Below are 3,283 nucleotides of genomic sequence, written 5' to 3'. Positions count from 1 at the left end.
GAGACGTATAGCAATGTTAGGTAAATGGCTTCCTGGTTTATTTGGTAGTAAAAATGACGGTATAGTTTCAACAGATTTAAGAGTGGGAGATGCTACCCAAATTGAGGGAAATCTACCTTCATCAATCCGCGATCGCTACACATTACCTGCTTACACTACAGCACAGCAAGTATTGGATGAGGCTGAGGTGGCTGGCACTTTGAAGGCACAGAAGTGGCTACATACAAAGTTCTCCCGGCACAAGCTCAAACAGTTGCAATCTTTGGCAGAAATGTATAAAAACCAATTGGCATATTCCCAAGAAGCCATGAAGGTTGAGGAAGATTTGCAGCGTACCAGGGCGTTACATGGGGAAGCAGTGATTCGTCATGCTTTCGGTTCACAGGAACTAGACTAAATCAATTTCCTTATATGTTGCTAACAAGCTTTTTGACGTAATTGGAGTTTCTTTTGAGCAGAACGAATTAGAAGGTGGTTATCTTGCCAAGCATGAACATAAGTCCCTAATCAGACCAACGTTAACTGCTTGCTGCATAACTGTTTTGAGTGATTGGGTAACAGTAAAGGAGGAATAAATTTATGCTACAACTGGCTCAGGTAAATCCAACTTCCTTCAGTCTGGTTTGATTATCGTTTGCTGTTATGGCTGTCTTTGGGGCGCAGTTATTGGAATTGCGACATTATTTATTAAGCCCAACGTGACTGTGGCGGCGATTGGGTTGGGTTTTACGGCTGGGGTGTCTGGGAAATTGCTGGTTTAAAAAGGTGAATAAGTTGAATCGGTGTGAGATAGGTTTAAGAATTAGCAAACGTGACTTTGATGGGATAAAGTTTCACTCAACAAGCAGGTTGGGAAACATTATTAGCATTTTTATTTAGTTAAAAGAAAAGCTACAAGGTGAACCCGTGAGTTAAGATTACAGTAGTCATCTGCATAGAAGCAAAAACTGCTATGAGCGATAGAGAAACAGTCCTTGAACTTGTAAAGCGCTTGCCGCCAAATGTGTCTCTGCGTGAGATTGTTAGAGAAATTGAGTTTATCGCGGCTGTAAAAGAGGGTTTAGAAGAGATTGACCAAGGACTTGGAGTTTCAATTGAATCTGTTGAGCAGATGATCGAAGCATGGACTACCAAGTAGTTCTTTCTCCCAAAGCTGTGGGAGATTTAGAAGCGATTGTCAGGTATATTGCTTTAAGCAATCCTGAAGCTGCAAGGAAATTGGGTCAGCGACTTCTTGAAAAAAGTAAGGAGTTGAGTCAATTTCCATTGAAAGGCCAAAAAGTACCTGAGTTTGACGACCCTAATATCCGTCAGCTTATTCTCAAACCATATCGTGTTGTTTACAGGGTTGAAGATGAGAAAAAGCGGATCAGTATTGCTAGATTTTGGCATTCGGCACAAGAGAATCTTGAGCTTTAGAAATATGCAAGTTCCGGTTAAAATAAAACAATCAAATCCTGGATTATATCCCCACTTGTTTCAAAATTAAGTACGCTAAAATATCATCAATAGGCATTATATTACGCCACGATTTATTCAGCGAATCGACAGTAACATCGGCGTAGGAGAAAACTGACTCCAATCAAACTGATAGACTTGTCAAATTTTTATTAGTTCTGGACTGCCTTGCTTACCTAACCCCTGTAACAACCAGTCCACACCTCACTGTTCGCCACTTGATATAATCGCCGTAACCTCAAACACAACTGCTGGATCAAGACGCAATCTTCATATTTTAGACAATTTATTTACTTCTTTATATCTATGAAATATTTGCTAGAAATCAGCAAATCTGAATTTAATTTTTCTTTATTACAAAGAGATGATAATTTCATTGAAGCTCAAATAATTATTCCATTTACTCATCAGGAATTATCAAAAGCTCTCATCTTACTTTCACAAAAAGAATGGCAGCAACAGATAGAAAATTATCGCTTTTCTTTTAAGAAGGCAAATAATGAAGATGCTCAAATCAATGAGATTCTCCTAGAAATTGAATTTTATCAAACAACTGATTCCATCTATATAGCAATCCTAAATGAGTCGTGAAAAATATAAATAAGGAAACGAACCGCCAAGAACGCCAAGGACACAAAGGGAAGAAAGAAGAAAGAGATATAGAATTTTCACAAATGATTTAGGACTGTTATATATTGGCGAAACCAGACTATATTATGGGAACTAGCCAAGTTAGAGTATTACAACATGCGCTGCGTCAGGGCGGCGGCGAAACCGACGGACGCAGATATTAACAGGAGTTGGACAACGGAAAACGGCCCACGGACGAAGATTATCGCGGTAATCCATAATTAAAAATCAAATTGTGTAAAAAATCACCAGCGCAAACTTTCCCAGCAGCGCTGGTGTGGTTCCCTATTAAAAATCCAATAAACATCACACAGACTTATTGCTGTATAGGCGATCCTCCTTCAGTAACGGCTAAATCTTCACCCCAGCGAACTTGGGCGATCATGGCTTCAATCAAACCGGCCCTGTCGCCAATTGGTAGACCCTCGTTGATTTGCTTGGCAAGGCTATAAGTCTGATCGAGGACTAGCCCAGGGCATTCAACGGATAATTGCGCTGCAATAACAGAAATCAACACCAGTTTGTCTTTCTTGCTGAGTTTGGAAAAATCATCTCCGTCAGTTTCTTGCAGGGATTCCAGGAGTGAGTTATTCGCCGTCTGCCTCCTCCTCTTCGTCTTCTTTCGTGCCGATGACAATAGTCAGTTTGTCGTTTTCAAACCGAAAATCAACGATCGCAAGTTACCCGTCATTTACAACTTTTATCTCTATCACCAAAACAGTGCTGAGTGCCGAGTAACGAGTGCTGAGTAAAAAGTAAAATTAATTGCACTCAGCATATAGGGTCTGAATCCTTACAATTTATTTATGAAAAAAATAAAAATATTTTTTTTGAGACACGTAGTGCAAGAAAAAATATGTCCTTGTTTCAATCCCCTAGTTTTATAGCAACCGCCAAGATGGTTAGGACAAACAGTATAATCTCTAATGAAAGTAAGATTAGATACGGATTATATATTCAGTATAAAAACAGATTATGGCAAAACCGTACAGTTACGACTTACGTCAGAAGGTAATTCAGGCAATCGAGTTAGACGGAATGAAGAAGAGTGAAGCGGCTCAAGTTTTTCAAATCAGTCGAAATACAATCAACCTTTGGCTTCAACGAAAAGCCAGCACGGGAGATTACAAAGTGTTACCAAGTCAACCACCAGGAAATAGTCATAAAGTTACTGACTGGGAAAAATTTAAGAAAT

At 39.4% G+C, this 3,283-nt stretch carries 6 protein-coding genes; 5 read left to right on the top strand and 1 reads right to left on the bottom strand.

Features of this window, described 5'->3' with window-relative positions:
- The 4 genes from F8S12_RS38335 to F8S12_RS38320 all read left to right on the top strand — a co-directional run.
- Positions 1–397, top strand: a 397-nt coding sequence (locus tag F8S12_RS38335) for a hypothetical protein (protein WP_230968569.1), incomplete at its 5' end; no start/stop codon positions are given.
- Positions 398–952: 555 nt separating this feature from the next.
- Positions 953–1,138: a hypothetical protein gene (locus F8S12_RS38330; RefSeq protein WP_104902026.1), complete on the top strand. Its 186-nt coding sequence runs from the start codon at positions 953–955 to the stop codon at positions 1,136–1,138.
- Positions 1,123–1,419, top strand: coding sequence for a type II toxin-antitoxin system RelE/ParE family toxin (locus tag F8S12_RS38325; protein WP_196521555.1), 297 nt, complete (start codon positions 1,123–1,125; stop codon positions 1,417–1,419). The genes F8S12_RS38330 and F8S12_RS38325 overlap by 16 nt, the downstream gene beginning before the upstream one ends.
- A gap of 345 nt (positions 1,420–1,764) precedes the next feature.
- Positions 1,765–2,049 (top strand): hypothetical protein, encoded by a 285-nt coding sequence (locus tag F8S12_RS38320; RefSeq protein ID WP_196521554.1) that lies wholly within the window; start codon positions 1,765–1,767, stop codon positions 2,047–2,049.
- A 355-nt stretch (positions 2,050–2,404) separates the two neighbouring features.
- Here F8S12_RS38320 and F8S12_RS38315 read toward each other — a convergent pair whose 3' ends face one another.
- Positions 2,405–2,725 carry a hypothetical protein gene (locus F8S12_RS38315; RefSeq protein WP_196521553.1) on the bottom strand — a complete coding sequence of 107 codons (321 nt, stop codon included), beginning with the start codon at positions 2,723–2,725 and terminating at the stop codon, positions 2,405–2,407.
- A 338-nt stretch (positions 2,726–3,063) separates the two neighbouring features.
- Here F8S12_RS38315 and F8S12_RS38310 point away from each other — a divergent pair.
- A partial coding sequence (locus F8S12_RS38310) for an IS630 transposase-related protein (protein ID WP_196521552.1) occupies positions 3,064–3,283 on the top strand: 220 nt, incomplete at its 3' end.

Origin of the sequence: Nostoc sp. WHI, from assembly GCF_015714725.1 — a bacterium.
Taxonomy (GTDB): domain Bacteria; phylum Cyanobacteriota; class Cyanobacteriia; order Cyanobacteriales; family Nostocaceae; genus Nostoc.
The sequence above is the reverse complement of the archived record's forward strand: the minus strand, read 5'-3'. Positions and strand labels throughout refer to the sequence as shown.

Bases quoted from the DNA above. Each gene is read 5' to 3' on its own strand.
- F8S12_RS38325 (WP_196521555.1), top strand. From the start codon at position 1,123: ATGGACTACCAAGTAGTTCTTTCTCCCAAAGCTGTGGGAGATTTAGAA.
- F8S12_RS38330 (WP_104902026.1), top strand. From the start codon at position 953: ATGAGCGATAGAGAAACAGTCCTTGAACTTGTAAAGCGCTTGCCGCCA.
- F8S12_RS38320 (WP_196521554.1), top strand. From the start codon at position 1,765: ATGAAATATTTGCTAGAAATCAGCAAATCTGAATTTAATTTTTCTTTA.